The organism is Streptomyces toxytricini (assembly GCF_014649915.1).
GTDB classification, from domain to species: Bacteria; Actinomycetota; Actinomycetes; order Streptomycetales; family Streptomycetaceae; genus Streptomyces; species Streptomyces toxytricini.
This window is the reverse complement of sequence record NZ_BMTY01000003.1, coordinates 259,535-286,472: the sequence shown is the minus strand read 5'-3', so window position 1 is coordinate 286,472 and position 26,938 is coordinate 259,535. Positions and strand designations below refer to the sequence as shown.

Here is a 26,938-nt window from a genome sequence, read left to right as displayed (position 1 = left end):
TACGGAGGGGGTTGCGTACACCTGTCAGTCTGAGACTGTTCCGCCATGTCACATCATGCTCCGCCGGCGCGCGGGGCCCGCCTGGGGCGGGCGTCCGGCGCGAACGGCTCGGTCTCGACGGTCAACGGCGTGGTGCTCCTCCTCCCGGGCGGGTCCCGGTGGGCGCCCGGCCCGGTGCCCGCGCTCGCGCGGGCCCTGGCCCGGGCGGGCGGAGCGGACGGCCTGGTGGTGCACACGCTCGCGTACGGCGGGCAGGGCTCGCGCGAGCAGGACGCGCGCTGGGCCGCGGACGAGGCGGTGCGCCGCTACGGGGACGTCCCGGTCTGCCTCGCCGGGCACGGCGGGGGCGGGCGGGCGGCGCTGCTCGCCGCGGGGCACGAGGCCGTCAACTGCGTCGTCGCGCTGGCCCCTTCGCTCGGCGCGGCCGCGGAGCCGGACTCGCCCGAACCGGTGAAGCAGCTCTCCGGCCGGCAGGTGCTCCTCGTGCACGGCACGAACGACACACGCAGCGATCCGGAATCCTCCTTCCGGCTCGCCGAGCGCGCGAAGAAGGCCAACCGGGCGACCTGCCGCTTCGAGGTGCACTCGGACGGCCACCGGTTACGGGAGCACCGGTCCGAAGTGGTCGCCCTCGCCGTGGACTTCGTCCTCGGCGCGGTGCTGTGCGCCCGCTGGTCCCGCCCGGTGGCCGACGCCCTGGCCGCCCCGCCGCCGCTCGGCCTGCGCATGCCGCTGGCCTCGGGGTTCGGCCGCTCGCTGCGGGGCTGAGCAGGGGCCGGCGGCGTAGAGTGGAAGAGGACTCGGGGGCAGCGCGCTCCGGGAGGCGATGGGCATGGCCATGGTCCGCAGGAACTTCGACAAGGCCGACGAGACGCGGCCCTTCGTGGACGGCACGGGCCGGCTCGACCTGATCCAGGTCGAGGGCGGAGCCGTCGGCCGCGCCGTCTTCGAGCCGGGCTGGCGCTGGTCGGAGCACATCAAGCCGCTCGCCGGCACCGACAGCTGCCAGTCCGCGCACACCGGGTACGTGGTGAGCGGGCGGATGCACGTCGTCATGGACGACGGCGAGTCGGACGACTACGAGGCGGGCGACTTCATGCAGATCGCGCCGGGCCACGACGCCTGGGTCCTCGGCGACGAGGCGTGCCAGGTCATCGACTGGACCGGCTTCGCCGGCTACGCCAAGCCGACCGGCGGCTGACGCCCCCGCTCCGGGGCGGCGGCGACCGCACCGGTCCGCCGCGGGCCGGCCGTTCCGTCCCCTCTCGGTCGGACGGCCCCGGGCTGCCGGGTGCGGCCACCGCCGTACGCGCACCTGCGCACCGGGCGGCCGCCGTACGGCGGGACGCGGCCTGGCAGGATGCGGACCGCCGTGGTCGTCGGCCGTCCGCGCACCATCCCGCTGATCCGCGCTTCCCCCTCCCGGTGCCCCCACTCTGCCGGTTCCGGACGCCCGGGGGCGGCCGGATCAGGCGTCGTCTTGCCGCCTTGCGGGAACACGAGGGGTTTACGAACAACCGCAATCCGGGACGAATACGCACATGCCCGCCGAGGAACCCGCACCCGCCGCCGGAGGCGAACTGAGCCCCGCCGCCCTGCGGCTTTACGCGTACGCCGTCGAGCGGCACTCCTTCACCCCCGCCGAGGCCACCGCCGCCCTCGGGGCGAGGGCCGCGGCGGCCGTCGCCGAGCTGGCCGCCGCCCACCTGCTCCAGCGGGCCCCCGGCAGCTGCGCCGAGCGGTGGTGCGCCGTCGCGCCGCGCGCGGCGGCCGCCCGGGCGCTGGCCCCGCTGGCGCTGCTGGTCCGGGAGACGCACGACGAGATGGACCGGCTGCGGGGCCGGCTGGAGGCGCTGGTGCCGGCGTACGAGGCCGGGGCGGCCCTGCGCGAGCGCACCGGGCCGGGGAGCCGCGAGCTGGAGACGGTCACCGACCTCGGGGCGGTACGGGCGCTGATCACCGAGCTGGCCGCGGGCTGCGAGCGCGAGCTGCTGACCTCGCAGCCGGGCGGCGCCCGCCCCCAGGAGACCCTCCAGGAGGCGATCGGGCGGGACGAGTCGCTGCTGGCGCGCGGGGTCCGGATGCGGACGATCTACCAGCACACCGCGCGCTACTCCCGGCCCACGGCCGCGTACGTGGAGCGGGTGACGGCGCTCGGCGCGCAGGTGCGGACCCTCGGCGACGGGCTGATGCGGATGCTGATCTTCGACGGGCACACCGGGCTGATGGCGGTGCCCGACCGCACGGGGGCCGCGCTGGTGGTCCGCGAGCCGAGCGTCGTGCACTTCATGGCCTCCGCCTTCGAGCGGTCCTGGCTGAAGGCCGAGCCGTTCCCGACGGCCGTCAGCCCCGAGGCCGCCCGGACGCTCTCGGACGAGCTGCGGCAGACGATCGTCCGGCTGCTGTCGGAGGGGCTGGAGGACAAGGTCATCGCGCGCCGGCTCGGCATGTCCGAGCGGACCTGCCAGCGCCACATCGCCGGGATCATGCGGGCGGTCGGCGCCAAGTCCCGCTTCCAGGCCGGCTACTTGCTGTCGGCGGCCGGGCCGCCCTCCCCGGCGGAGGCGGGGGCGGCGGTGGAGGGGCCGGCGGCCGGCTCCTGAACCGGGGCGTGCCACTCCGGGATCAGCCGGCCGCGCCGGGACAGCAGGAACCGCTTGAACTGCGCGACCGGCGGGGTGTCGGGGTGGCCGTCGAGCCAGGCGACGCCGATCTCGCGGACGGCCCTCGGCGCGGTCACCGTCAGCTCCACCACCCCCGGCCGGGGCACCGCGGGCGGCGGCAGCAGGGCCACCCCGAGGCCGGCGGCGACCAGCCCGCGCAGCGTCTCGGCCTCCTCGCCCTCGAACGCCACGCGCGGGGCGAACCCGGCCTCGGCGCACAGGTCGTCGGTGATGCGGCGCAGGCCGTAGCCGGGCTCCAGGGTCACGAACACCTCCTCGGCGGCCTCGGCGAGGCGGATCCGCTTGCGGCCCGCGAGGCGGTGGTCGTCGGGGACGACCAGGCGCAGGCGCTGCTCGTCGAGGCGTCGGGCCACCAGGTCGGGAGCATCGGGGAGCGGCGAGGTCAGGCACAGGTCGAGCTCGCCTGCGCGCAGCCGATCCAGCATGGCCTCGCCGTAGTTCTGGACGAGGGAGAAGCGGACGCCGGGGTGGTCGGCGCGGAAGGCGCGGATCAGGCCGGGTACGGTCTCGGGGCCGAGGGTGTGCAGGAAGCCGAACGCCACCTTGCCGTGGGCGGCGTCGGCGTCCTGCTGGACGGACCCGGCGGCGCGGGCGATCTCGGCGAGGGCCTTCTCGGCGGAGGCGAGGAAGGTCCGCCCTGCCGTGGTCAGCGCGACGGTGCGGCCGCGGCGCGCGAACAGGGCGACGCCGAGGTCCTGTTCGAGCCGGACCATGGCCCGGGACAGGGTGGACTGCGGGACGCCGAGCTCGTGGGCGGCGCGCGTGACGTGCTCGTGCCGGGCGACCGCGGCGAAGTACGCCAGCCGCGGGGCCAGCAGACCTGTCACCGCCATGTCTTCTTCGTAACGGTTCGTTGACATGCGCCCTCCTGAGCAGCGCTGATGCGCCAGTGGATCGATTATCGCGATTCTGTGCATTGGACGCATGAAACGGGCCGGGTCTACGGTCGTCGCATGCCTCCCGTTCATACCGGGGCACCCGCCGGCACGGGTGCCTCCACCCCGTCGTCCCCCAAGCCCCTCCGCGCCCACTCCCCCGGCCGCCCCGGCTACCGCCGGATGAGCCTCGCGCTCTTCGCCGCCGGACTCGCGACGTTCGCCCTCCTCTACTCCACCCAGGCACTGCTGCCGGCGATCTCGGACGGCTTCGGGGTGACGGCGGGTCAGGCCAGCTGGACCGTCTCCGCCGCGACCGGCGCGCTCGCCCTGTTCGTGCTGCCGCTGAGCGCGCTGTCCGAGCGCTTCGGGCGGACCCGGCTGATGACGGTCTCCCTCGCGGTCGCCGTCGGCGTCGGACTGCTCGTGCCGTTCGCCCCCGACCTGGAGTGGCTGGTCGTGCTGCGGGCCGTCCAGGGCGCGGCGATCGCGGGCGTCCCCGCCTCGGCGATGGCGTACCTCGCGGAGGAGGTCGAGCCGAAGGCGCTCGTCGGCGCGATCGGCCTGTTCGTGGCGGGCAACTCCATCGGCGGCATGAGCGGCCGCATCGCCACCGGCTGGGCGGCCCAGGCGTGGGGCTGGCGGGCCGGCCTGCTGACCGTCGGCGTGCTGGCGCTGGCCTGCGCCGCCGCCTACCGGCTGCTGCTGCCGCGGGCCCGGTTCTTCCGTCCGGCGCCGCTCGCGCCGCGCGCGGTGGGCGCCGCCGTCGCCCGGCACCTGCGCGACCCGCTGCTGCTGCGGCTGTACGGGATCGGCGCGCTGTTCATGACCGTCTTCGGGGCCGTGTACACGGTGATCGGCTACCGGCTCGTCGAGGAGCCGTTCTCCCTCGGGCAGGGCGTCGTCGGCTCCGTCTTCCTGATCTACCTGGTCGGTACGGCGTCCTCCGCGGCCGCGGGCACGCTCGTGGCGCGGGCCGGGCGGCGCGGGGCGCTGTACCTGGCCGTGGCCACCACCGCGCTCGGCCTGCTGCTCTCGCTCGCCGACGCGCTGGCCGCCGTCCTGGCCGGCCTGGTGCTGATCACCGCCGGCTTCTTCGCGGGCCACGCGGTGGCGTCGGCGGCGGTCAGCCGCACCGCCGCCACGGGCCGGGCGCAGGCCTCCGCGCTGTACCAGTCCGCGTACTACCTCGGCTCCAGCGCGGGCGGCACGCTCGGCGCCCTCGCCTACCACGCGGGCGGCTGGGCGGCGACGGCCGGGATCGCGCTGCTGGCGGTGCTGGGCGTCGTCTCCATCACCCTGTACGGCTCGCACGCCGCCCGCGCGGAGCGGCGCCTGCCGGTACGGGCGGCCACCGCCCGCTGAAAGACCTTCCGGCGAACGCGTCCGTGCGGGGACGCGCGGCGGGCCCCGGGCGGATCCCCCGGGGCCCGCCTCCTCTCTTTCGGGCCGGCTCGGCGGGCTCCCGCACCGCTCGCCCTGCGGGTGTCGGACCCCTGGGGTAGGTTCCACCCCATCGGGACCGAGCAGGGGGAGCGGCACACATGACGGACACCGGCAACCTCACCACCGCCCCCGCGGGCGGGCGCGAGGACCTGGACGCGGCCCTGGACCGCTACCGGGTCGAGCTCACCGGCTACTGCTACCGGATGCTGGGTTCCGCGTTCGACGCGGAGGACGCGGTGCAGGACACGTACGTACGCGCCTGGCGCGGCTACGCGAAGTTCGAGGGCCGCTCCTCGCTGCGCTCCTGGCTCTACCGGATCGCCACCAACGTCTGCATGGACCTGCTGAGCGCGGGCAGCAGGCGGGCCCGCCCGATGGACCTGACCTCGCCGCAGCACCAGGCGTCCGCGGTGCTGAACGAGCGGCCGGAAGTGACCTGGCTGGAGCCGGTCCCCGACGCGCGGGTGCTGCCGCAGACCGCCGACCCGGCGGAGGCGGCGCTGGCCCGGGAGTCGGTCCGGCTCGCGTTCGTGGCGGCGCTCCAGCACCTGCCGCCCAGGCAGCGGGCCGTGCTGATCCTGCGGGAGGTGCTCGCCTGGAAGGCGGACGAGGTCGCGGCGCTGCTGGAGACCACCACCGCGTCCGTGAACAGCGCGCTCCAGCGGGCGCGGGCCACCCTCGCCGCCCGGCCCGTCCGCGACAGCGAGGCCGCGGACCCGCTGGACGCCGAGCAGGTGCGGCTGCTGGAGCGGTACCTGTCCGCGTTCGAGGCGTACGACATCACCCGGCTGACCGCGCTGCTCCACGAGGACGCCGTGCTGTCCATGCCGCCGTACGACCTGTGGCTGCAGGGCCCCGGGGACATCGCGGCCTGGCACCTGAACCAGGGCATCGGCTGCAAGGGCTCCCGCCTGGTCCCGACGACCGCGAACGGTCTGCCCGCCTTCGCCCAGTACCGGCCGCGGCAGGACGGACGGCCGGGCCACGTCCCGTGGGCGCTCCAGGTGCTGGAGGTCTCAGGGGGCCGGATCACCGGGCTCAACGCCTTCCTCGACACCGACCGGTGGTTCCCCCTCTTCGGACTCCCCGAGGAGCTCCCCTAGCCCGGCGAGGGCGAGCAGGGCCCGCAGCTCGGGCCCCGCTCCGGTCACCGTGAGGCCCCGCCCGAGGCGGCGGGAGGTCAGCCGCAGCCGGGCCAGGGTGTCCACGGCCCCGAGGCCCGGCGGCCCGATCCCGCCGAGGTCGCACACCACGGATGCGGCCCCGGCCCCGTACAGCTCGGCCAGCCGGAGGCAGGCGGCGGGCGCGCCGCCCGCCGCCACGTCGGGCCCGGTCAGGGCCAGCGTCGGTCGCGTCATGCCGGTAGGACCCCGGGAGCCGCCGGAACTCATCGCCCGGGGCCCGGACATGCGGGAGCGGGCGGGGCCGGCGCGTACGGCGCCTGCCCCGCCCGCTCCGCGGCGGACGGTCCGGGATCAGGCGATGCGGTCCAGGACGATCGGGTTCGCGGTGAACGCGGTGCCCGCCGGGGCGATGTCGTAAGAGCCCTCCAGCGAGGCCAGGGCGTAGTCGAACTTCTCCGGGGTGTCGGTGTGCAGCGTCATCAGCGGCTGGCCCGCGGTGACCTGCTCGCCCGGCTTGGCGTGCAGCTCGATGCCGGCACCGGCCTGCACCGGGTCCTCCTTGCGGGCGCGGCCCGCGCCCAGGCGCCAGGCGCCGACGCCGACCGCGTAGGCGTCGAGGCGGGTCAGCACGCCGGACTCCGGGGCGGTGACGACGTGCTGCTCGCGGGCGACGGGCAGGGCCGCGTCGGGGTCGCCGCCCTGGGCCTGGATCATGCGGCGCCACACGTCCATGGCGGAGCCGTCGGCGAGGGCCTTGGCCGGGTCGGCGTCCTTGATGCCCGCGGCGTCCAGCATCTCCTTGGCCAGCGCGATGGTCAGCTCGACGACGTCGGCGGGACCGCCGCCGGCGAGGACCTCGACCGACTCGCGGACCTCCAGCGCGTTGCCGGCGGTCAGGCCGAGCGGGGTGGACATGTCGGTGAGCAGGGCGATGGTCTTGACGCCGCTGTCGGTGCCGAGGGCGACCATGGTGGAGGCCAGCTCGCGGGCGTCCTCGATGTTCTTCATGAAGGCGCCGGAGCCGACCTTCACGTCGAGGACGAGCGAGCCGGTGCCCTCGGCGATCTTCTTCGACATGATCGAGGAGGCGATCAGCGGGATGGCCTCGACGGTGCCGGTGACGTCGCGCAGGGCGTAGAGCTTCTTGTCGGCGGGTGCGAGGCCGTCGCCGGCGGCGCAGATGACGGCGCCGGTGGTGTCGAGGACGTGCAGCATCTCCTCGTTGGAGAGCAGGGCGCGCCAGCCGGGGATGGACTCCAGCTTGTCGAGGGTGCCGCCGGTGTGGCCGAGGCCGCGGCCGGAGAGCTGCGGGACGGCCGCGCCGCAGGCGGCGACGAGCGGGGCGAGCGGCAGGGTGATCTTGTCGCCGACGCCGCCGGTGGAGTGCTTGTCGGCGGTCGGGCGGGAGAGGGAGTCGAAGTTCATCCGCTCGCCGGAGGCGATCATCGCGGCGGTCCAGCGGGCGATCTCGGACCGGTTCATGCCGTTGAGCAGGATGGCCATGGCCAGCGCCGACATCTGCTCGTCGGCGACGACACCGCGGGTGTACGCGTCGATGACCCAGTCGATCTGCTCGGGGCTCAGCTCGCCGCGGTCCCGCTTGGTGCGGATGACGGAGATGACGTCCATGTGGTGCTTCCTTCTACGCGCATAGAGGGGTGTGAGTGCGACGGCCCTTCGCCCCGCGGGGCGAAGGGCCGTCGGCCGGTTATCTCAAGTGGTCGGGCCCGAAGGCCTGCGGCAGCATCTCCGCGAGCGGGAGGATCCCCTTCGGGGTCTCCACGAGCAGCTCGGGGCCGCCGAACTCGAAGAGCAGCTGGCGGCACCGGCCGCACGGGACGAGCACGTCGCCCTTGCCGTCGACACAGGTGAAGTGCGTCAGCCGGCCTCCGCCCGTGGCCTGCAGGGCGGAGACCAGGCCGCACTCGGCGCACAGGCCGAGCCCGTAGCTGGCGTTCTCCACGTTGCAGCCGGTCACGGTGCGGCCGTCGTCCGCGAGGGCGGCTGCGCCGACCGGGAAGCCGGAGTAGGGGGCGTAGGCCCGGGACATGGCGTCCCGGGCGGCCGCCCGCAGGGCCTCCCAGTCGGCGTGGGTCGCCGTGGTCACTTGCCCTGGCCCTTGCGGTACGGCATGCCGTCCGCCTTCGGCATCCTCAGGCGCTGAGCAGAGAGCGCCAGGACCAGCAGCGTCGTCACGTACGGGGCCGCGTCGACGAACTGGCTCGGGACGGCGTCGGTCAGGGCGTACCAGACGAACAGGCCCGCCGCGCAGGCCGCGGAGATGGCCGCCTGGACGTGCTTCTTCTTGTACAGCTGCCAGACGACGACGGCCACGAGCAGGATCGCGAGCAGCAGCAGCATCGCGTGGACGTTCTCGGCACCGCCGCGCAGCTTGAGGCTGTAGGTGAAGCCGAAGAGGCCGGCGCCGAGGGACATGCCGCCCGGCATCCAGTTGCCGAAGATCATCGCGGCGAGGCCGATGTAGCCGCGGCCGCCGGTCTGGCCCTCCTGGTAGATGCCGGTGGAGACGATCGCGAGGAACGCGCCGCCGAGGCCGGCCATCGCACCGGAGACGATCACGGCGATGTACTTGTACTTGTAGACGTTGACGCCGAGGGACTCGGCGGCAATCGGGTTCTCGCCGCAGGAGCGCAGCCGCAGGCCGAAGGCCGTGCGCCACAGCACCCACCAGGTGGCGGGGATGAGGAGCACCGCGACGACGGTCAGCAGCGAGAGGTCGGTGACCAGGCCGCCGAGGACGCCGGCGAGGTCGGAGACGAAGAACCAGTGCTTGGCCTGGAGGGTGGCCAGCCAGTCCGAGAGCCCGGGGATGGTGATCTCCGTGATGGGCTCGATGCGCGGGGACTGCTTGGAGGAGCCGCCGGGGGCCTCGTCGAACGTGAAGTTCGACAGGTACTGGGTGAAGCCGATGGCCAGGATGTTGACGGCCACACCGGAGACGATGTGGTTGACGTTGAACGTCACGGTGATGATCGCGTGCAGCAGGCCGCCGAGGGCGCCGCCGACGAGGCCCATGACGACGCCGGTCCACGGGCCCCACTGGTAGCCCGCCCAGGCGCCGAACCAGGTGCCGAGGATCATCATGCCTTCGAGGCCGATGTTGACCACGCCCGCGCGCTCGGCCCACAGGCCGCCGAGGCCGGCGAGGGCGATGGGCACGGCGAGCTGGAGCGCGCCGGAGATCTGGCCGACGGACGTGAGGTCGTCGGCGCCGGAGATGACCCGGACCAGCGAGACCAGGGCGAGGCCGCCCGCGATGATCAGCAGGATCCAGGGGAGGGTGAGCTTGCGGCGTCCGCCGCCCTTCTTGGGCGCGGCGCTCGTCGCGGAAACGGTGCTGGTGCTCACGCCGCGACCTCCTTGTCGGTCTTGATGGCGTGCCCGGCGGCGAGCTCCTCGCCGACCTTCTGCTGCTGGCGGCGGATGCCGTAGCGGCGCACGAGCTCGTAGCTGACGACGACCGCGATCACGATCAGGCCCTGCATGATCGTGCCGATCTCCTTGGCGTAGCCGGCGGTGTCGAGACCGGCGGAGGCCTTGTCGATGAAGGCGATCAGGAGGGCGGAGAAGAAGATGCCCACCGGGTGGTTGCGGCCGAGCAGGGCGATGGTGATGCCCGTGAAGCCGATGCCGAGGGGGAAGGACAGGTTGTACGTGTGCGACTCGCCGAGCAGCAGCGGCATGCCGGTGAGGCCGGCGACCGCGCCGGACAGCAGCATCGACGTCATGATCATCTTCTTGGCGTCGACGCCGGAGGCCTGCGCGGCGGACTCGCTGGCGCCGGTGGCGCGCAGGTCGAAGCCGAAGCGGGTCCGGTTGAGGACGAACCAGTAGACGATGCCCAGGGCGAAGGCGACGAAGGTGAAGCCGTAGATCTCCAGGCCGTCGCCGATGGTCAGCGCCGGGAACCAGCCCGACTCCGCGATCTTGCCCGTGGTGAGGTCGTTGGACCCCTCCACCTGGACGCCCAGGTTCTTGGGCAGGAGCAGCCAGGCGATCAGGGCGGTCGCGATCGCGTTCAGCATGATCGTCGAGACGACCTCGCTGACGCCGCGCTTGGCCTTCAGAATGCCCGCGATGCCGGCCCAGAAGGCACCTGTGAGCATGGCCACGGCCACGATCATCAGGATGTGCAGCGGACCGGGCAGCGTGACCGCGGCGCCGACGACGGCCGAGATCATCGCGGCGAGGCGGTACTGGCCGTCGACACCGATGTTGAAGAGGTTCATCCGGAAGCCGATGGCCACGGCCAGGGCCGCCAGGTAGTAGATGCCGGCCTGGTTGAGGATCAGGACCTGGACGTCCTCGTACCCGGCCTGCTCCACCATGATCCGCAGCGGGTCGATCGGGGCCACGCCCGAGGCCGCCAGCACGATCATGGTCAGTACGAAGGCGCTGACCAGAGCGAGCGCCGGTCCGGCGGCAGCGAGCAGCAGCCGGTCCTTGTCGAATTTCTTCATCGGGCCTCGTCCTCCGTCGTGTCACCGTCGGCAGCGGCGGAAGGGTTGTCGGTGGCTTCCAGGTGGCCGCGGGCGGCACCCGTCATGGCGGTGCCGAGCTCCTCGGGCGTGATCGTCGCCGGGTCGGCGTCCGCGACCAGGCGGCCGCGGTAGATGACGCGCAGGGTGTCGGACAGGCCGATCAGCTCGTCCAGGTCGGCGGAGATCAGGAGCACGGCCAGGCCCTCGCGGCGGGCCTCGCGGATCGCGTCCCAGATCTGCGCCTGCGCGCCGACGTCCACACCGCGGGTGGGGTGGGCGGCAATGAGGAACTTCGGGTCGTGGCTCATCTCGCGGCCGACGATCAGCTTCTGCTGGTTGCCGCCGGAGAGCGAGGCCGCGGTCACGTCGATGCCCGGGGTGCGCACGTCGTACTCGCGCACGATCCGCTCGGTGTCCTTGCGGGCGGCCTTCGGGTCGAGGATGCCGCGCTTGGAGTTGGGCCGCTCGGTGACGTGGCCGAGGATGCGGTTCTCCCACAGCGGGGACTCCAGCAGCAGGCCGTGGCGGTGGCGGTCCTCGGGGATGTAGCCGATGCCGCCCTCGCGCCGCTTGCGCGTCGGCGTGGCGGAGATGTCCTTGCCGTCGAGCGTGATGGTGCCGCCGTCCGGGAGGGCCATGCCCATGAGGGCCTCGATGAGCTCCGTCTGGCCGTTGCCCTCGACGCCGGCGATGCCCAGGACCTCGCCCTTGTGGATGGTGAAGTCGATGCCCGCGAGGACCTCGCGGACGACGCCGTCGGGGTCGGTGGCGGCCAGCCGCAGGTCGGAGACCTTCAGCATGGGGACGTCGGTGACCGTCGACTCACGGGTCTCCGGCGAGGGCAGCTCGCTGCCGACCATCAGCTCGGCGAGCTGCTTGGTCGTCGCGGTCTTCGGGTCGGCGGTGCCGACCGTGGTGCCGCGGCGGATGACGGTGATGTCGTCGGCGACCTTCAGCACCTCGCCCAGCTTGTGCGAGATGAAGATGACGGTCAGGCCCTCGGCCTTGAGCTCGCGCAGGTTGTCGAAGAGCGCGTCGACCTCCTGCGGCACGAGCACCGCGGTGGGCTCGTCGAGGATGAGGGTGCGGGCGCCGCGGTAGAGGACCTTGAGGATCTCCACGCGCTGGCGGTCGGCGACGCCGAGGTCCTCGACGAGGGCGTCGGGGCGCACGCCGAGGCCGTACGCGTCCGAGATCTCCACGATCTTCTTGCGGGCCTTGGCGCCGATGCCGTACAGCTTCTCGCCGCCGAGGACCACGTTCTCCAGGACGGTGAGGTTGTCGGCGAGCATGAAGTGCTGGTGGACCATGCCGATGCCGCGGGCGATGGCGTCGCCCGGGTTGTTGAAGGAGACCTGCTCCCCGTCGATGGCGATGGTGCCCTCGTCCGGCTTCTGCATGCCGTAGAGGATCTTCATCAGGGTCGACTTGCCGGCACCGTTCTCACCGATGAGGGCGTGGACCGTGCCCTTGCGGACGGTGATGGCGATGTCCTTGTTGGCGACGACGCCGGGGAAACGCTTCGTGATGCCGTGCAGTTCTACGGCGGGGGGGCTGGACGCGTTGATGACGCACTCTCCTTGGCGCGGAAGGAGCTGGAAGCCGGTGTGGCGGGGGGACAGGGCGGGGGGAGAAGGTATCGCGTCCACGATGCCTCTACGCGCGTAGCACTGTCGGAAGTGAAAACTTGCGGCCACGCGGCCACAAGGATCACGGAACGCGGCTCGGGGCCCGGGAGCGGTGAGACCGCTTCCCGGACCCCGGAGACCGTTTTACCTCACGTCAGGGCAGGCCTTACGGCGCGGTCTTGACGTTGATCTTCTTGGCGATGATGTCGGCCTTGGCCTTCTCCACCGCGGCCTGAAGCTCGGCCATGCTCTTGTACTCCGGGTTGGAGTCGGCCAGGCCGACGCCGTTCTTGTCCAGGCCGTAGCGGACCTCGCCGGACTGCGGCGAACCGTCCTGGACGGACTTGATCAGGTTGTACACGGAGCCGGACACGTCCTTGGTGACCGAGGTCAGGATCTTGTCCTTGTACTTGGCCAGGCCGGCCTGGTTGTACTGGTCGGAGTCGACGCCGATGGCCCACTTGCCGGCGGTGGCGGCGGCCTCGATCGCACCCGAGCCGGCGAGGCCCGCGGCGGAGTAGATCACGTCGGCGCCGTTGTCGAGCTGGCCCTTGGCGGCGGCCTTGCCCAGGTCGGGCTTGGCGAAGCCGGAGAAGTCCGGCGGCTGGCTCAGGTAGGTCGACAGCACCTTGGCGTTCGGGTTGGTGTCCTTGACGCCCTGGGTGAAGCCCGCCTCGAACTTCTTGATCAGCGGGACCTCGACGCCGCCGATGAAGCCGACGGTGCCGGACTTCGAGGCCTTGGCGGCGGCGACGCCGGCCAGGTAGGAGCCCTGCTCCTCGTTGAAGACCAGGTTGGCGATGTTCGGGCCGGTCTTCGACGCGTCGTCGATGAGGCCGAAGGTGGTCTTCGGGAACTTCGGGGCGACCTTCTCGATCGCGGCGCCGTAGGCGAAGCCGACACCGATGACCGGGTTGTGGCCCTTGCGCGCGAGCTCGGTGAGGCGCTGGACCTTGTCGGCCTCGCTCTCGCCCTCGGTGGGCTCGGCTTCCGCGCCCTTGACCTGCAGGTCCTTCTCGGCCTTCTCCAGACCCGCGTACGCGGCGTCGTTGAAGGACTGGTCGCCGCGGCCGCCGATGTCGTAGGCGATGGCTGCGGACTTCTGACCCGACTCCGTGGAGGAGGCCGAGTCGGACGACTTCTTTCCGCCACAGGCGGTGGCCGAGAGGGCCAGCGCCGCGGACGCGATGCCCACGGTGGCGATCCTGGTGATCCGGCGCAAGGGGAGGCTCCTTCAAAACCTGACCGAAAGCGCCATGACCGGCGCTGGTTTCGCGGCGATCGTAACGCGCGTAGATGTCAGTTAAGAGCCCGTTCAGGAGTCGTTATCGGATCGTCGCGAACCGGACAGTGACCGGTTGGTGACTGCCGGAGCGTCCAGCCCTTGTGTATCAAGGGCTGGACAGGTGTGCCGGGCGCCGCTCAGATGAGGTAAAGATTTCTACCCGATCGCGCTTCCACGGCGCCCGTCGAGCAGGGCCGCGGCCGTGAAGAACTCGACCCCGACGGCGATCGCGTCCTCGTCGACGTCGAAGTCGCCCCGGTGCAGGTCCCTCTTCACGGAGCCGCCCGGAGGGTGCACGCCGAGGCGGGCCATCGCGCCCGGGACGTGCTCCAGGTACCAGGAGAAGTCCTCGCCGCCGAGGCTCTGCTCGGTTCCCTCGACGGACGCCGCTCCGCACCGGGCGGTCATCGACTCGCGCAGCAGCTCGGTGACGGCCGGGTCGTTCACGACCGGCGGGACGCCGCGCACGTAGGTGATCTCCGATTTGGCGCGGTGCAGCGAGGCGATCTCGTCGATGGCGGCGTGGATCTGGTCGGGGGCCTCGTGCCAGGCGTTGATGTCGAGGCAGCGGATGGTCCCGGACAGCTCCGCGCGCATGGGGATGACGTTGCAGGCGTGCCCGGTCTCGATCCTGCCCCAGGTGATCGACATGCCGGAGCGGGCGTCCATGCGGCGGCCCACCACCGCCGGCAGGTCGACCGCGACGCGCGCCGCGGCCGTCACCAGGTCCGTGGTCAGGTGCGGCCGGGCGGTGTGGCCGCCGGGCCCCTCCAGGGTGACCTCCAGCCGGTCGCAGGCCGAGGTGATCGCGCCGGTCCGCAGGCCGATCTTCCCGGCGTCGACGCGGGGGTCGCAGTGCACGGCGATGATCTTGCCGACGCCGTCGAGGACGCCCGCGGCGATGGCGTCGGTCGCCCCGCCCGGCAGCACCTCCTCGGCCGGCTGGAACAGCAGCCGCACCGGGCGGGGCAGCAGCCCCTGCCGGTCGAGTTCGGCGAGCACCAGCCCGGCGCCGAGCACGACCGCCGTGTGGACGTCGTGGCCGCAGGCGTGCGCCCGGTCGGGGACCGTCGAGCGGTACGGGACGTGGGTCTTGGCGTCGGGAATGGGGAGGGCGTCGATGTCCGCACGCAGGGCCAGCATCGGCCGGCCGCCGTCCCAGGTGCCCACGTCGCACACCAGCCCGGTGCCGGACGCCAGTACGCGTGGGCGCAGGCCGGCTTCCTCCAGTCGGGCCTTGATGGCCGCCGTGGTGCGGAACTCCTGGTGTCCTAGCTCGGGGTGCATGTGCAAGTCCCGGCGGAAGGCGATCAGTTCGGCACGCAGGTGGTCCGGCAGCTTCCCCGGCAGCTCGGGCTGGGAGGGCACACCGGGCAGGACGGTCTGGGACTCGCGGGACATCAACTGGTTCACCCGTTGAAGGGTAGGCGCACGAATGGTCCAACTGGATGGAGATCAGGAAAAGTTCATGCCGTCAGGGGAAAAAAACCAGGCCTCTGGACGCATGACCGGTTGCACCCAGGGGTAAACTCGCGCGCTCATCCGGCCCCGGTGGCCGCTCGGACCGCCGTTGCGTACGGGGGCGCGTGGACGGGCGTGGACGGGGAGCTGACGGCGCCTCCGCCCATCGCACGGCGCGCCGGAGGCGGCACGCGCCCCGGACTAACCCGTCGCCAGCTTGGCGGCGAAGCCGAGGAAGAGGACGCCCGCGGCGGAGGTCGCGCCGGCGCTCAGCCGCCGGCGGCGGCGGAAGGCGGCCGACAGGCGGGTGCCGCCGAATATCAGCAGCGTCAGGTAGAGGAAGCTGCCCAGCTGCAGCAGGGCGCCCAGCAGCAGGAAGGACAGCGCCGGGTAGGCGTAGCCGGGGTCCACGAACTGCACGAAGAAGGAGACCAGGAAGAGGATCGCCTTCGGGTTGAACAGGCTGATCAGGACGGCCCTCCGGTACGGCCGCTCCCGCTCGGCGGCGGCAGCCTCACCGCGCGGCTGCGGCTCCGCCGCCCCGGACTCGTCCCGCCCGTCCCGCTCGGCCCGCGACCGCCACAGCGCCCACGCCCCGCGCAGCATGCCCACGGCGAGCCAGGTCAGGTAGCCGGCGCCGAGCAGCTTGACGACGCCGAAGAGCAGGGGGCTGGTCTGGAGCAGCGCCCCGGCGCCGGCGGCCGCGAGCGTCATGAGGACGGCATCGCCGGTGAAGACGCCGGCGGCGGCCTTGTACCCGGTGCGCACGCCGCGCCGTGCGGCGACGGAGAGCACGTAGAGGGAGTTCGGCCCCGGCAGCAGGATGATCAGGAGGAGGCCGGCCAGGTAGGTCGGCAGATCGGTGACGCCCAGCATGCGCAGGAGTGTTCCACAGGTTTACTCCTGTCGCTCCGGGTGTTTCACCATGTGGAACGGGTCGGCTCGTACGCCCCCCACACCCCGCGCAGGGTGGTGCACACCTCCCCGACGGTCGCGCGGGCGCGCAGCGCCTCCTTCATCGGGTACAGGACGTTGTCCGTGCCCCCGGCCGCCCGGCGCAGCGCGCCGAGCGCCGCCTCCACGGCCGCGCCGTCGCGCTCCGCGCGCAGCCGGGCGAGGGACTCCCGCTGCCGTTCCTCGATGGCGGGGTCGACGCGCAGCGGCACGTAAGGCTCCTCCTCGTCGAGGGCGAAGCGGTTGACTCCGACGACGACCCGCTCGCCCGCGTCGGTCTCCCGGGCGATCCGGTAGGCGTTCCGCTCGATCTCCGCCTTCTGGAAGCCGGCCTCGATCGCGGCCACCGCCCCGCCGAGGTCCTCCACGCGCCGCATCAGCGCGAGGGCCGCCTCCTCCAGCTGGTCCGTCATGCGCTCCACCGCGTAGGACCCGGCGAAGGGGTCGGCGGTGTGCGGGACGTCGGTCTCGTGCGCGAGGACCTGCTGGGTGCGCAGCGCCAGCCGGGCCGCCTTCTCGGTGGGCAGGGCGATCGCCTCGTCGAAGGAGTTGGTGTGCAGCGACTGCGTCCCGCCGAGGACGGCCGCCAGGGCCTGGACCGCCACCCGCACCAGGTTCAGCTCGGGCTGCTGCGCCGTCAGCTGGACGCCCGCGGTCTGGGTGTGGAAGCGCAGCATCTGGGACTTCGGGTCGCGGGCCCCGAACTCCTCGCGCATGACGCGCGCCCAGATCCGCCGGGCCGCCCGGAACTTGGCGACCTCCTCCAGGAGGGTGGTGCGGGCGACGAAGAAGAACGACAGCCGGGGGGCGAACTCGTCGACGCGCATCCCGGCGGCCAGCGCGGTGCGCACGTAGGCGATGCCGTCGGCGAGGGTGAAGGCGACCTCCTGCGCGGGCGAGGCCCCGGCCTCGGCCATGTGGTAGCCGGAGATGGAGATGGTGTTCCAGCGGGGGATCTCGGCGCGGCAGTACCGGAAGGTGTCCGCGGTCAGCCGCAGCGAGGGCCCCGGCGGGAAGATGTAGGTGCCCCGGGCGATGTACTCCTTGAGGACGTCGTTCTGGACGGTGCCGGTGAGCCGGTCGCCGGCGATGCCCCGCTCCTCGGCGACGAGCTGGTACAGGAGCAGCAGCAGCGCCGCGGGCGCGTTGATGGTCATGGAGGTGGAGACCCGGTCGAGGGGGATCCCGGCGAAGAGGGTCCGCATGTCGTCGAGGGAGTCGACCGCCACGCCGACCTTGCCGACTTCGCCGTGGGCGAGCGGGGCGTCGGAGTCGTGGCCCATCTGGGTGGGCAGGTCGAACGCGACGGACAGGCCGGTGCCGCCGGCGTCGATGAGCCGTCGGTAGCGGGCGTTGGACTCGGCGGCCGTCCCGAAGCCGGCGTACTGCCGCATGGTCCACGGCTTGCCGGTGTACATCGTCGGGTAAATCCCTCTTGTGTACGGATACGCTCCCGGTTCGCCCAGTTTGACCGCCGGGTCCCATCCCGTCAGGTCCCGCGGCCCGTAGACCGGTTCGATGGGATTTCCGCTCTCGGTGCTCGCCATGTGACCAAACCCTCCGTAGAACAAAGGGCCCCGGGGCTGATACAACCTTCCCCGCGACGGCTGCGGGCCGTCCCCTGACGGCCGCTGGTCACAATGGCGCAACATCCCGTCCGCGTGTGCAACTCTCCACGCCCGCCAGGCATCACCTAGGTACACGAAGCAGAAACCCCGGGGGGACAGCCATGCACCGCCAGAAAGCCATAGTCCGCGCGCTCGGAGCGGCCGTCGCCGTCGCGCTCGCCGCGACCGCGTGCGGGCCGTCGGAGTCGGCGCCGGCCGGTGCCGCGTCGGCGGTGCCCTCGACGTCCGCGTCGGACCCGTCGCCCTCCTCGTCGCCGTCGGACGACGGCAAGGCGGCGTCGCCCTCGCCGTCCGCGTCGCAGTCGGCGTCCCCGTCGGCCTCGGCCTCGCCGTCCCCGACGGTCAAGGCGATCATGGCGAACGGCGACGACAGCGAGCAGGTCCGCGAGCTCCAGGCGCGCCTGAAGCAGCTGAAGCTCATGTCGGTGAAGCCCACCGGCTTCTACGGCTCCAAGACGACCTCCGCCGTCAAGTCCTTCCAGGCCAAGAACGGCCTGCCCGCGACGGGCTCGGTCGACGCGGCCACCTGGAAGAAGATCCAGGCCGCGAGCAAGAAGCCCACCGCCGACGAGCTGCGCCCGCCGGAGGTCAACGAGGCGGACGCGCCGGACCCGCGCTGCATGCAGGGCCGGGTCATGTGCATCAGCAAGGAGAGCCGGACCCTCGCCTGGATGATCGACGGGAAGATCGTCTCGACGATGGACGTCCGCTTCGGCTCCGAGAACACGCCGACCCGCGAGGGTGAGTTCAGCGTGGGCTGGAAGGCCAAGGACTGGACGTCGACGATCTACCACACGCCGATGCCGTACGCGATGTTCTTCAGCGGCGGCCAGGCGGTGCACTACTCGGCGGACTTCGCGGCGCGCGGCTACAACGGCGCCTCGCACGGCTGCGTGAACGTCCGCGACAAGGGCAAGATCGCCGCGCTGTTCGACCAGGTGAAGGTCGGCGACAAGGTCGTCGTCTACTGGTGACCCGCCGGTCGGCGGCAAAGCCCCCGCGCGGGGGCTCCGCCGACTGACACCAGCCCGGGTGTCCGGCCCTGCCGGCGCCCGGGCTTTCTGCTGCCCGGGGGCGGAGGGGGGAGGGGGGAGGGTGCGGTGGCGGGGCGCGCAGGCGGCGTACCGCGGGAGGGGGGAGGAAGGGGGGCGCGGGCAGGGCCGGGGGAACGAACCCCGCCCGCGCCGGGTGCGCAGAGCCCAGGGGTACGGGGGGAACCCCGGCTCTTGCGCGGCCGATGACCAGTCGGCTCGTTATGTACTGCGCCGCGGGTTCGAAAAGTGTTACAGCTGCTCCGCGCCCACCTCGTGTTTCCGTCCGAACGCACCCCGCGGGGCGCGCCGGGGGCGTCAGCGGAAGGTGGGAACGGCTGCGGACGCCGTCGGGCCCGGCAGGGCCGGCCGCTCCGCGGGCGCCTGGCCGAGCCGGGGCGTCTTCACCACGGCGCCCGGTTCGGCGCTGTCGCGGGGGGCCGTGGAGCCGCCGCCACCGGAGTCGCCGGGGCCGTCGAGCAGCGTCTCGCAGTAGTGCGGGATCTTCGCGATGCCCTGGGCCAGCCGGGAGAGGCGGTCGCGGCGGTCGGGGTTCATCTGGCCCGAGCGGTACGCCTGGCACAGGTCGACCGCCTTGCGGCGGGTCTCCCGTTCCCGTTCGAGCAGCTCGGTGGCGCCGCCCAGGGTCTCCTTGCCGGTGCCGCGAGTGCTGCCGCCGGTCGCCGTGTCCGGGGCCGTGCCCGTACCGCCCGCGCCGAGGCCCGGCTCGACGCCTCCGCCGCGGCCCGCGCCCGCCTCCCCGCCGGGGGTGGCCGGGGTGCCCGAGGGCGCGAAGCCGTCGCCGCGGAACGGCGACGGCACGAGCTGCGGCGGGGAGGAGGGGCGTACGGTCTCGCCCGTGTGCGCGGGGTCCTCGTCGGCGCTGAGCGACACGGCCGGGGCAGGGCCCGCGGTGTCGTGGGTGATCCGGTCGAGCAGTCCGGCGCCCGCGGCCGCGGCCAGTCCGCCGACGGCGACCCCGGCCAGCGCCGCGGCCAGCGCGAACCGCGCCGGCCGGCTGCCTCGCCGGCCGCCCGCGGAAGCACGCGCCTGCGCCGGGACGGCCGCGGAGGGCGTCCTGCCGAGTTCCACGAGGGGGAGGGCCGCACCGGCCGCCGCGGAGGGTTCCGCCGCGGCGGGCGCGCCCGCCGCGCCGCGCGCGGCGCGGAAGGCGGCCACCGCGGCGGCCTCGCCGGGAAGTTCCGCTCCGGGGGGCGCCGGCGGCGGCACCAGCACGTCGAGGGCGGCCCGCAGGCGCGCCTCGGCCTCCCGGGCGCGGGGATCCGCGTCGCCGGCAGAGGCAGGTGCGCCGCGCAGCACTCGTTCCGAGGCGGCCCGGTCCAGCCACCTGTTGCGCTCGTCGGCCATCACATGTCCTTCTGCGTCCGCCAACGTGAATGCGTCACACCGGTTTGTTCCACGAGGCCGCCGCCACGGCCGCCGCGCTGTGCGGGCACCGCGTCGAGGTCCCTGTCGCCCGCGGCGTCCCGGCCCTGGCCACCGGCATTATGGCCGACCGCCGCGGCCGCCCTGGTCCCGGCCTCCGCTTCGGGCCAGGGGCCGCCCTCCGAGCCGAGCAGCTCGGCCAGCTTCTTCAGCCCGCGGTGGGCGGCGGTGCGCACGGCCCCGGGGCGCTTCCCGAGGGTCTCGGCGGCGCTCTTGGCATCCAGGCCGACCACCACGCGCAGCACCACGGCCTCTGCCTGGTCCTGTGGGAGCCGTGCGATCAGCTCCATGGTGCGGCCGGTGGACAGGGCCTCCATCGCCTGGTCCGCGGTGTCGCTGTCGGCGGCCCGGCCCGTCAGCTCGGTCTCGTCCCCGCCGACGGCCGGCCGGCGGCCGCGCATGCGGATGTGGTCCAGCGCCCGGTTGCGGGCCACCCGGGCCGCCCAGCCGCGGAAGCGGTCGGCGTCGCCGGTGAAGGTCCCGAGGTCGCGGGCGATCTGCAGCCACGCCTCGGAGGTCACGTCCTCCGCGTCGGATTCCCCGACGAGGGTGCGGACGTACCCCAGCAGGCGCGGGTGCACCGCGCGGTACACAGCACGGAACGCGTCCTCGTCGCCGTCCTGTGCCGCGAGCACGGCGGCGGTCAGCTCCGCGTCGTCCCCCAGCAAAGTCCCCAACCCGTTCACTGTCCTGTACGTGTGGCGCAAATCAGCACGTTACGGCTTTCAAGTACCTTCGTCCACGAGTTGTACGGCCTGCAATCAAGCGTGCGCGAAGCGGGGTGTGACACAAAACGCACGCGCGGCGCTGAGGAGGGTACGGGCTTGTCGCACGAGCCCGTACGGACGACGACCGGGGCCTCTCCTGTGGGGGGTGGCGGCCTCGGTCGTCTTCCACCCCCTCCGGCGCGCCTCCGCGCCCCTCTCCCCGCCGTCCGGCACCCCGGTGTGCGCGCAGCCCCACGTCCCGCTCATCCTTTCGGCTCACTTCCGGGTGAAAACCCCGAATCGGTACAGCGGACCGCGTCCGGCGTCGCTAGCGTTGCCGCACACCCGCACCGCACCGAGGAGCCCCCGCTGTCGAGCCACCTTCCGGCGCAGGCCCGCGGCAGCTCCGTCCCCTTCGACGACCGCGGCCTGGCGCGGTTCAACACCCTGCCCGCCGAGCTCGCCGAAGCGGTGCTGCTCCAGTGCTGCGGCAGCCCGCGCTGGGCGCAGCAGGTGGCCGCGCACCGACCGTACCCGGATGCGGGCGCTCTGCGCGCCGCCGCCGACGAGGCGTCGTACGACCTGTCCGATTCCGATCTGGTCGGGGCGCTGGCCGGGGAGCCGCCGGCGGAGCTGGCCGACGGCGCGCCGTACGCGGCCCGCCTCGCGCTGGACGCCGCCCGGGCGGAGTACGAGCGCACGTTCGGGCATTCCTTCGTGATCTGCCTCGACGGGCACCCGCCGGAGGAGCGGGCCGGGCAGCTGATGGCGGCGATCCGCCGCCGGATGGGCCTGGAGGTGGAGGAGGAGCGGGCGATCTCCGCGGAGGAGCTGCGCCGGCTGGCCCTGGCCCGGCTCGCCGACCTGACGGACCGGCTCGCTTCCTGCGAGGGGGTATCCGGCGCCGAAACGGGGCGATTCGCCCGCGCGGGATAGGCCGTCCGTGCCTGTTTGATCACACCGGCGGACCCCGCGCGAAGGAACCGACAAAGCGTCGCTACGATGTCCGGGGCCGGTGGACCGTACCCGGCCGGGCCCGACCGACAACGAAGCCGGCTGGCCCCCGCCCCGCTTCCGGAGGGTTTTCCGTGCCGGCTGGAACGCTGTACCGCGGCCGGGAAGGAATGTGGTCCTGGGTGGCTCACCGAGTCACCGGCGTCCTCATCTTCTTCTTCCTGTTCGTACACGTCCTCGACACCGCTCTCGTCCGCGTCTCCCCCGAGGCGTACGACGACGTCGTGGCGACTTACAAGACCCCGATCGTCGCGCTGCTGGAGTACGGCCTCGTCGCCGCCATCCTGTTCCACGCGCTCAACGGTCTCCGTGTCATCGCTGTGGACTTCTGGTCCAAGGGACCCCGCCACCAGAAGGCGATGCTCTGGTGGGTCATGGGCATCTGGTTCGTGCTGATGGTCGGGGCCCTGTACCCCGTGCTCGGCCACGCAGCCGCTGAACTGTTCGGGAAGTGACGCGCATGTCCTCTGACACTTCTTCCGCCAAGGCCATCGGCGACGTGGAGGGCGTGAGCCTCTACGACGTCGACAACCCGGCTCCGTACATCGAGGCCCCGCGCAAGCGCACCGGGAAGACGCCGCGCTCGACGCGCGGCAACTTCGAGATGGCCGCGTGGCTCTTCATGCGCCTCTCGGGCATCGTCCTCGTCGTCCTGGTCATCGGCCACCTCCTGATCCAGCTGGTGCTGGACGGCGGCGTGTCCAAGATCGGCTTCGCCTTCGTGGCGGGCCGCTGGGCGTCCCCGTTCTGGCAGGTCTGGGACCTGCTGATGCTGTGGCTGGCCATGCTGCACGGGGCCAACGGTCTGCGTACCGTGATCAACGACTACGCGGAGCGCGCGAACACGCGCCTGTGGCTGAAGGGCCTGCTGTACACCGCCACGGTGTTCACCATCCTCCTGGGCACGCTGGTGATCTTCACCTTCGACCCGAACATCCGCTAGGCAACGGGGCTGAGGCGACAACATCCCATGAAGATCCACAAGTACGACACCGTCATCGTCGGCGCCGGCGGCGCGGGCATGCGCGCCGCCATCGAGGCGACGAAGCGCAGCCGCACCGCGGTCCTGACGAAGCTCTACCCCACCCGCTCCCACACGGGCGCCGCGCAGGGCGGCATGGCCGCCGCGCTGGCGAACGTGGAGGAGGACAACTGGGAGTGGCACACCTTCGACACCGTCAAGGGCGGTGACTACCTGGTCGACCAGGACGCCGCCGAGATCCTGGCGAAGGAGGCCATCGACGCCGTCCTCGACCTGGAGAAGATGGGCCTGCCGTTCAACCGCACCCCGAACGGCACCATCGACCAGCGCCGCTTCGGCGGCCACTCCCGCAACCACGGCGAGGCGCCGGTCCGCCGGTCCTGCTACGCCGCGGACCGCACCGGCCACATGATCCTCCAGACGCTGTACCAGAACTGCGTCAAGGAGGGCGTGGAGTTCTTCAACGAGTTCTACGTCCTGGACCAGCTGATCACCGAGGTCGACGGCGTCAAGAGGTCCGCCGGCGTCGTCGCGTACGAGCTGGCCACCGGCGAGATCCACGTCTTCCAGGCGAAGGCCGTCATCTACGCCTCCGGCGGCAACGGCAAGTTCTTCAAGGTGACCTCCAACGCGCACACCCTCACCGGTGACGGCCAGGCGGCCTGCTACCGGCGCGGCCTGCCGCTGGAGGACATGGAGTTCTTCCAGTTCCACCCGACGGGCATCTGGCGCATGGGCATCCTGCTGACGGAGGGCGCCCGCGGCGAGGGCGGCATCCTCCGCAACAAGGACGGCGAGCGCTTCATGGAGAAGTACGCGCCGGTCATGAAGGACCTCGCGTCCCGTGACGTCGTCTCGCGCTCCATCTACACGGAGATCCGCGAGGGCCGCGGCTGCGGCCCCGAGGGCGACCACGTGTACCTGGACCTGACGCACCTGCCGCCGGAGCAGCTGGACGCCAAGCTGCCCGACATCACCGAGTTCGCGCGCACGTACCTCGGCATCGAGCCCTACACGGACCCGATCCCGATCCAGCCGACCGCGCACTACGCCATGGGCGGCATCCCGACCAACGTCGAGGGCGAGGTCCTGGCCGACAACACCACCGTCGTCCCCGGCCTGTACGCGGCCGGCGAGGTCGCGTGCGTGTCGGTGCACGGCGCGAACCGCCTGGGCACCAACTCGCTGCTGGACATCAACGTCTTCGGCAAGCGGTCCGGCATCGCCGCGGCGAAGTACGCCGCCGAGAACGACTACGTCGAGCTGCCGGAGAACCCGGCCGGGCTGGTGGTCGACCTCGTCGAGCGGCTGCGGAACTCCACGGGCACGGAGCGGGTCGCGGACCTGCGCAACGAGCTCCAGGAGACGATGGACGCGAACGTGTCGGTGTTCCGCACGGAGCAGACCATCAAGACGGCGGTCGAGAAGATCGCGGAGCTGCGCGAGCGCTACAAGAACGTCTCGATCCAGGACAAGGGCAAGCGGTTCAACACGGACCTGCTGGAGGCCATCGAGCTGGGCAACCTGCTCGACCTGGCCGAGGTCATGGCCGTCTCGGCCCTGGCCCGCAAGGAGTCCCGCGGCGGCCACTACCGCGAGGACTACCCGAACCGCGACGACGTCAACTTCATGCGCCACACCATGGCGTACCGCGAGGTGGCGGCCGACGGCAAGGACTCCGTCCGGCTCGACTACAAGCCCGTCGTCACCACCCGCTACCAGCCGATGGAGCGTAAGTACTGATGGCCACCCCGACCCTTCTGAAGAAGGAGGAGGCGGGCTCCGCCGACTCCCCGTACATCACGGTCACCTTCCGGATCCGCCGCTTCAACCCCGAGGTCTCCGACCAGGCGGAGTGGCAGGACTTCCAGATCGAGATCGACCCGAAGGAGCGCGTGCTCGACGGTCTCCACAAGATCAAGTGGAACCTGGACGGCACGCTCACCTTCCGCCGCTCCTGCGCGCACGGCATCTGCGGCTCCGACGCGATGCGGATCAACGGCAAGAACAGGCTCGCCTGCAAGACGCTGATCAAGGACATCAACCCGGAGAAGCCCATCACCGTCGAGGCCATCAAGGGCCTGACCGTGATGAAGGACCTCGTGGTCGACATGGAGCCCTTCTTCCAGGCGTACCGGGACGTCATGCCGTTCCTGGTCACCAAGGGCAACGAGCCGACCCGCGAGCGCCTGCAGTCCGCCGAGGACCGCGAGCGCTTCGACGACACCACCAAGTGCATCCTGTGCGCCGCGTGCACGTCCTCGTGCCCGGTGTTCTGGAACGACGGCCAGTACTTCGGCCCGGCGGCGATCGTCAACGCGCACCGCTTCATCTTCGACTCGCGTGACGAGGCCGGCGAGCAGCGGCTGGAGATCCTGAACGACAAGGACGGCGTGTGGCGCTGCCGCACCACGTTCAACTGCACGGACGCCTGCCCGCGCGGCATCGAGGTCACGAAGGCGATCCAGGAAGTCAAGCGCGCCCTGATCACGCGCCGCTTCTGAGCCCTCGGGCCGCACGCACCACCCGCGGGGGCGCCGCCCCGGTCGACGACCGGAGCGGCGCCCCCGCGGCGTTTCCCGGCGGAGGGAGATTCCGCCCGGGCCGGGGGCGGGCGGCCGCTTCTGTGCGAGGATCGGCCGCATGAGTGACCAGCATCCGCATCCCCACCCGGGCGGCAACGGAGCCTACGGCGGCCCGAGTTACGGGTACCCGCAGCCGTACCCGGCGCCGCCGGCCTACCAGCCGACCGTCGGCGGGGCGGGCATCCCCTCGCCCGCCCATCCCCCGGCGGTGCCGCCGGCCCCCGTCCCTGCCTACCCGGCCGCGCCCGTCGCGGGGGCGGGCGCGGGCGGCGGGGGCCTGACGATCGGTGACATCACCATCGCCGGCGACCAGGTCATCACCCCCTCGGGCACGATGCCGCTGCGGGGCGCGATGTGGAACGCGACGGACTTCTCCCGCACCGAGACGAAGATGCCGACGCACGCCGTCGTGCTGGCCATCGTGTTCTTCATCTTCTGCCTGCTGGGGCTGCTGTTCCTGCTGATGAAGGAGAAAGTCACCACCGGGTTCATCCAGGTCACCGTCACCAGCGGCGGCCGCCACCACTCCACGATGATCCCGGCGACGGACCAGAACACCTTCCACTGGGTCATGAGCATGGTGAACCAGGCCCGCTCGCTGAGCATCTGACGTCCCGGCGGCGGGGGGCGGAGGACGGCAGCGGGGGGGCGGGGGCGGGCGCTTCCGGGGGCGCGGAAAACCGGAGCGCGGGGGCGGGCCCGGTCGGCCAGGATGTGGCCGTGATCGACACTCTTCCCGCCCATGACACCGCCGGCCCGGCCGACGGCCCCCCGCTGGTCCTGCTGCACTCCTCCGTCTGCGACCGCCGGATGTGGCAGCCGCAGTGGGAGCCGCTCGCCGCCGCCGGGTTCCGGGTCGTCCGGATGGACTTCCGCACCTGCGGCGACTCGCCGCCGGCCACCGCCCCCTACCGCGACGAGGACGACGTCCTCGCCCTGCTCGACGCACTCGGCATCGGGCGCGCCGCCCTCGTCGGCTCCTCGTACGGCGGCCTGGTCGCCCTGCAGGTCGCCGCGCTGCACCCGGACCGGGTGTCCGACCTGGCCCTGCTGTGCCCCGCCGTCGCCGGCCACGTCCCCGGCCCCGGGCTGCGGGAGGTCGGCGACCTGGAGGACGCGCTGCTGGAGGCGGGGGACGTCGACGGGGCGGTGGAGCTGATGGTGCGCACCTGGCTCGGCCCGTCCGCCGACGACCGCACGCGCGACCTGGTCCGCGCCATGCAGCGCCGCGGCTTCGAGACCGCCCTGTCGGCGGAGGGCGACCACGAGCTGCCCCCGCGCGAGGCCGACCTCGGCGCGGTCACCGCACGGACCCTCGCGGTCGGCGGCGCGCACGACGTACCGGACTTCCGCGGGATCGCGGCCTCCCTCCCCCGCCGCATCCCCGGCGCCCGCCACGTTGAGCTGCCGTGGGCGGGGCACCTGCCGTCGCTGGAGCGCCCGCAGGAGACCACCGCCCTGCTGCTGGACTTCCTCGGCGGGCACGGGCACTGATGACCGCGGCGGGCTCGGCGCGAGCCCGCCGCGTGCACCCTCCCCCATTCGCTTGAACCTGTTCAAAAAGAGGTCTACAGTCAGTCCTGCCA

26 protein-coding genes are annotated in these 26,938 nt (G+C 72.6%); 13 read left to right on the top strand and 13 right to left on the bottom strand.

The window, feature by feature from the left end; translation table 11 throughout:
* The first annotated feature begins 45 nt into the window (after nucleotides 1-45).
* From IE170_RS05415 to IE170_RS05405, 3 genes are all read left to right on the top strand, one after another.
* A complete protein-coding gene (locus IE170_RS05415; protein ID WP_189808114.1) occupies nucleotides 46-768 on the top strand; it encodes an alpha/beta hydrolase in 723 nt (240 codons plus the stop codon).
* A gap of 64 nt (nucleotides 769-832) precedes the next feature.
* The gene (locus IE170_RS05410) at nucleotides 833-1,201 is read left to right on the top strand and encodes a cupin domain-containing protein (RefSeq protein WP_189808113.1); all 369 of its coding nucleotides are present in this window, start codon (nucleotides 833-835) and stop codon (nucleotides 1,199-1,201) included.
* 340 nt (nucleotides 1,202-1,541) lie between these two features.
* Nucleotides 1,542-2,603, top strand: coding sequence for a helix-turn-helix transcriptional regulator (locus IE170_RS05405; RefSeq protein WP_189808112.1), 1,062 nt, complete (start codon nucleotides 1,542-1,544; stop codon nucleotides 2,601-2,603).
* Here IE170_RS05405 and IE170_RS05400 read toward each other — a convergent pair.
* Entirely contained in the window at nucleotides 2,525-3,574 is a 1,050-nt protein-coding gene (locus tag IE170_RS05400; protein ID WP_223855982.1) for a LysR family transcriptional regulator, read from the bottom strand. The two genes, IE170_RS05405 and IE170_RS05400, sit on opposite strands and share 79 nt — an antisense overlap.
* Nucleotides 3,575-3,637: 63 nt before the next feature.
* On the opposite strand from IE170_RS05400, the gene IE170_RS05395 reads away from it, so the two are divergent.
* The gene (locus IE170_RS05395) at nucleotides 3,638-4,924 is read left to right on the top strand and encodes an MFS transporter (protein WP_189808111.1); all 1,287 of its coding nucleotides are present in this window, start codon (nucleotides 3,638-3,640) and stop codon (nucleotides 4,922-4,924) included.
* A 179-nt stretch (nucleotides 4,925-5,103) separates the two neighbouring features.
* Entirely contained in the window at nucleotides 5,104-6,108 is a 1,005-nt protein-coding gene (locus IE170_RS05390; protein WP_189808110.1) for a sigma-70 family RNA polymerase sigma factor, read from the top strand.
* On the opposite strand, the gene IE170_RS05385 is transcribed toward IE170_RS05390, so the two are convergent.
* From IE170_RS05385 to IE170_RS05340, 10 genes are all read right to left on the bottom strand, one after another.
* On the bottom strand, nucleotides 6,022-6,363 hold the full coding sequence (locus tag IE170_RS05385; protein WP_189808109.1) for an STAS domain-containing protein: 342 nt from the start codon (nucleotides 6,361-6,363) through the stop codon (nucleotides 6,022-6,024). The genes IE170_RS05390 and IE170_RS05385 overlap by 87 nt on opposite strands.
* A gap of 117 nt (nucleotides 6,364-6,480) precedes the next feature.
* Nucleotides 6,481-7,758, bottom strand: coding sequence for a thymidine phosphorylase (locus IE170_RS05380; protein WP_189808108.1), 1,278 nt, complete (start codon nucleotides 7,756-7,758; stop codon nucleotides 6,481-6,483).
* Nucleotides 7,759-7,837: 79 nt separating this feature from the next.
* Nucleotides 7,838-8,236: a cytidine deaminase gene (locus IE170_RS05375; RefSeq protein WP_189808107.1), complete on the bottom strand. Its 399-nt coding sequence runs from the start codon at nucleotides 8,234-8,236 to the stop codon at nucleotides 7,838-7,840.
* Nucleotides 8,233-9,498 (bottom strand): ABC transporter permease, encoded by a 1,266-nt coding sequence (locus IE170_RS05370; protein WP_189808106.1) that lies wholly within the window; start codon nucleotides 9,496-9,498, stop codon nucleotides 8,233-8,235. The genes IE170_RS05375 and IE170_RS05370 overlap by 4 nt, the downstream gene beginning before the upstream one ends.
* A complete protein-coding gene (locus IE170_RS05365; RefSeq protein WP_189808105.1) occupies nucleotides 9,495-10,610 on the bottom strand; it encodes an ABC transporter permease in 1,116 nt (371 codons plus the stop codon). Before IE170_RS05365 ends, IE170_RS05370 begins: the two co-directional genes overlap by 4 nt.
* The gene (locus IE170_RS05360) at nucleotides 10,607-12,169 is read right to left on the bottom strand and encodes an ABC transporter ATP-binding protein (protein WP_223855980.1); all 1,563 of its coding nucleotides are present in this window, start codon (nucleotides 12,167-12,169) and stop codon (nucleotides 10,607-10,609) included. The genes IE170_RS05365 and IE170_RS05360 overlap by 4 nt, the downstream gene beginning before the upstream one ends.
* A gap of 256 nt (nucleotides 12,170-12,425) precedes the next feature.
* The gene (locus tag IE170_RS05355; RefSeq protein ID WP_189808104.1) at nucleotides 12,426-13,481 is read right to left on the bottom strand and encodes a BMP family lipoprotein; all 1,056 of its coding nucleotides are present in this window, start codon (nucleotides 13,479-13,481) and stop codon (nucleotides 12,426-12,428) included.
* A gap of 219 nt (nucleotides 13,482-13,700) precedes the next feature.
* Nucleotides 13,701-14,945 (bottom strand): amidohydrolase, encoded by a 1,245-nt coding sequence (locus IE170_RS05350; protein WP_189808230.1) that lies wholly within the window; start codon nucleotides 14,943-14,945, stop codon nucleotides 13,701-13,703.
* A gap of 261 nt (nucleotides 14,946-15,206) precedes the next feature.
* Nucleotides 15,207-15,881 carry a leucine efflux protein LeuE gene (leuE, locus tag IE170_RS05345; RefSeq protein WP_189808103.1) on the bottom strand — a complete coding sequence of 225 codons (675 nt, stop codon included), beginning with the start codon at nucleotides 15,879-15,881 and terminating at the stop codon, nucleotides 15,207-15,209.
* 44 nt (nucleotides 15,882-15,925) lie between these two features.
* The gene (locus tag IE170_RS05340; protein ID WP_189808102.1) at nucleotides 15,926-17,506 is read right to left on the bottom strand and encodes an acyl-CoA mutase large subunit family protein; all 1,581 of its coding nucleotides are present in this window, start codon (nucleotides 17,504-17,506) and stop codon (nucleotides 15,926-15,928) included.
* Nucleotides 17,507-17,688: 182 nt separating this feature from the next.
* On the opposite strand from IE170_RS05340, the gene IE170_RS05335 reads away from it, so the two are divergent.
* Nucleotides 17,689-18,561 (top strand): L,D-transpeptidase family protein, encoded by an 873-nt coding sequence (locus tag IE170_RS05335; RefSeq protein WP_189808101.1) that lies wholly within the window; start codon nucleotides 17,689-17,691, stop codon nucleotides 18,559-18,561.
* 375 nt (nucleotides 18,562-18,936) lie between these two features.
* Here the strand turns inward: IE170_RS05335 and IE170_RS05330 are convergent, their stop codons facing one another.
* Nucleotides 18,937-19,986 (bottom strand): hypothetical protein, encoded by a 1,050-nt coding sequence (locus IE170_RS05330; protein ID WP_189808100.1) that lies wholly within the window; start codon nucleotides 19,984-19,986, stop codon nucleotides 18,937-18,939.
* Nucleotides 19,986-20,732 carry an RNA polymerase sigma factor gene (locus tag IE170_RS05325; protein WP_189808229.1) on the bottom strand — a complete coding sequence of 249 codons (747 nt, stop codon included), beginning with the start codon at nucleotides 20,730-20,732 and terminating at the stop codon, nucleotides 19,986-19,988. The genes IE170_RS05330 and IE170_RS05325 overlap by 1 nt, the downstream gene beginning before the upstream one ends.
* A gap of 279 nt (nucleotides 20,733-21,011) precedes the next feature.
* Here IE170_RS05325 and IE170_RS05320 point away from each other — a divergent pair, with 279 nt between their 5' ends.
* The 7 genes from IE170_RS05320 to IE170_RS05290 all read left to right on the top strand — a co-directional run bounded on the left by IE170_RS05320 (nucleotide 21,012) and on the right by IE170_RS05290 (nucleotide 26,846).
* Nucleotides 21,012-21,707: a 2-oxo-4-hydroxy-4-carboxy-5-ureidoimidazoline decarboxylase gene (locus tag IE170_RS05320; protein WP_308428365.1), complete on the top strand. Its 696-nt coding sequence runs from the start codon at nucleotides 21,012-21,014 to the stop codon at nucleotides 21,705-21,707.
* 152 nt (nucleotides 21,708-21,859) lie between these two features.
* Entirely contained in the window at nucleotides 21,860-22,240 is a 381-nt protein-coding gene (gene sdhC, locus IE170_RS05315; protein WP_114053837.1) for a succinate dehydrogenase, cytochrome b556 subunit, read from the top strand.
* Nucleotides 22,241-22,245: 5 nt separating this feature from the next.
* On the top strand, nucleotides 22,246-22,728 hold the full coding sequence (locus IE170_RS05310; RefSeq protein ID WP_030027687.1) for a succinate dehydrogenase hydrophobic membrane anchor subunit: 483 nt from the start codon (nucleotides 22,246-22,248) through the stop codon (nucleotides 22,726-22,728).
* A gap of 27 nt (nucleotides 22,729-22,755) precedes the next feature.
* Complete coding sequence (gene sdhA / locus IE170_RS05305; RefSeq protein ID WP_189808099.1) at nucleotides 22,756-24,510, top strand: succinate dehydrogenase flavoprotein subunit; 1,755 nt, start codon at nucleotides 22,756-22,758, stop codon at nucleotides 24,508-24,510.
* Nucleotides 24,510-25,271, top strand: coding sequence for a succinate dehydrogenase iron-sulfur subunit (locus IE170_RS05300; protein ID WP_189808098.1), 762 nt, complete (start codon nucleotides 24,510-24,512; stop codon nucleotides 25,269-25,271). The genes sdhA and IE170_RS05300 overlap by 1 nt, the downstream gene beginning before the upstream one ends.
* A 139-nt stretch (nucleotides 25,272-25,410) precedes the next feature.
* The gene (locus IE170_RS05295) at nucleotides 25,411-25,962 is read left to right on the top strand and encodes a hypothetical protein (RefSeq protein ID WP_189808097.1); all 552 of its coding nucleotides are present in this window, start codon (nucleotides 25,411-25,413) and stop codon (nucleotides 25,960-25,962) included.
* Between the two features lie 110 nt (nucleotides 25,963-26,072).
* The gene (locus tag IE170_RS05290; RefSeq protein WP_229884599.1) at nucleotides 26,073-26,846 is read left to right on the top strand and encodes an alpha/beta fold hydrolase; all 774 of its coding nucleotides are present in this window, start codon (nucleotides 26,073-26,075) and stop codon (nucleotides 26,844-26,846) included.
* Nucleotides 26,847-26,938: the final 92 nt, after the last annotated feature.